This is a genomic window from Photobacterium makurazakiensis (assembly GCF_050336715.1).
GTDB classification, from domain to species: domain Bacteria; phylum Pseudomonadota; class Gammaproteobacteria; order Enterobacterales; family Vibrionaceae; genus Photobacterium; species Photobacterium makurazakiensis.
In genome coordinates, this window is the sequence record NZ_JAKJSJ010000141.1 from 1 (window position 1) to 1,427 (window position 1,427).

Consider the following 1,427-nt stretch of genomic DNA (forward strand, 5'->3'; position numbering starts at 1 on the left):
ACACTATATTTATGGGTATTTTTTGATAGCTTAATTCCAAAAAAAATGGGCCAGAGATCACTCTCTGGCCCATTAAAAGAACATGAAGTATTTCGACCTACTGATTAGCTCTCTTTTTGAGCTTTCAGCTGCTTAATCTGATTTTTAACCATTGGCCTTAATTGATCAATTGGCAAATAACCACCGATAATTTCATCACCAATGATCATTGCAGGTGTTCCCCGCAAACCTAAGTCAGTAAACATCTTATAGTTCTTATCAACCATTTGTCTGGTTTCTTGCTGACGCTCTAGGCTTACTTGCGTGCCTGTGGCTTCAGCAATACGAGTAAGTGAATTCTTATCATGCTTTTGCGGTTTGCGCATTAACAGTTGATGTACTTGCTCATACGCGTCACGTTGCTCTTGCCATACATTAAGAGCAAACTCTGCCGACGTTGTTCCTAATCCTTTAACATTTTGCTGCTTTAACGGTACGTAGATATTAATAACACGCAAATCATTCGGCATTTCTTCTGTCAGTTTCTCGAGAGCAGTATCAAGACGCTTACAGTAAGGGCAGTTATAATCCGTCACATTCACAATTGTCAGCGTGGCATCATCATTACCCATTGTGGTATGGCTTGGATTACTGAAGATCCAGTCCTGATAGTTCGCCATTATGTCTGCTTGACGATTTTGCTGGTCAAGATACATGTTCAGGTTTGTTAGTAAGCCATCGATCAGCTGTGGGTTATCGGTCAACAAGGCTTCTATTTTTTTCAGGTTACCCTGCTGTTGTGTCGTTAATGATTCAGCATTAACCGTTGTCGTCGTGAACACTGTTGTCGCAAGCAATGATGCGGCCGCAATAGCAGCAGCCATAAAAGTTTTTTTCACTTTGTATTTCCTAGTAATAATTAATAGTTATCTTTGATTAAGATCTAACCTATTACTCATTCCAGAAACACACATAGCCGAAGGTGTAAACGCTTGGTTGTCACCCTTGATGATGGTGACAATTGTAATAAGCGAATAATTAACTTAGCTAGCCCTGCTAACATTAGCGTGCTGCCAATAAACAGAACTATGTTAGACGTTTCACTGTCGGATGAGACATGAAAACGCAGTAATTTTTTTGCACTTGTACATAGACCAGAAACGAGATCATCTGGTGTATCAACAACCTCTTGATATCCAACAATCGATCCATTATCAACTAACGTGATTGAGCGGTTAACCTGGCTGCATAAGGCTGTGACGCATAGAACCAGCACTAAGCAATAACTCGCTTTTCGCCTTAAATGCTTGTTAATGTGGAAAATTGTTGGCATGTATTATACGTCAAAAAAATAAGTAGCAAGAATTAGTCAAGTATTGGAGGAATTAGTTCCTTCCACTTCTCGATATAGTTATCAATTTATCCCGTACACCACCCAACTCATTTCC

2 protein-coding genes are annotated in these 1,427 nt (G+C 39.7%); both read right to left on the reverse strand.

Translation table 11 applies throughout. The annotated features are described in order from the left end of the window. Window positions 1–104: 104 nt before the first annotated feature. Entirely contained in the window at window positions 105–878 is a 774-nt protein-coding gene (locus L4D09_RS28730) for a DsbA family protein (protein WP_428460948.1), read from the reverse strand. A gap of 56 nt (window positions 879–934) precedes the next feature. After that, window positions 935–1,312, reverse strand: coding sequence for a hypothetical protein (locus L4D09_RS28735; protein WP_428460949.1), 378 nt, complete (start codon window positions 1,310–1,312; stop codon window positions 935–937). Window positions 1,313–1,427: the final 115 nt, after the last annotated feature.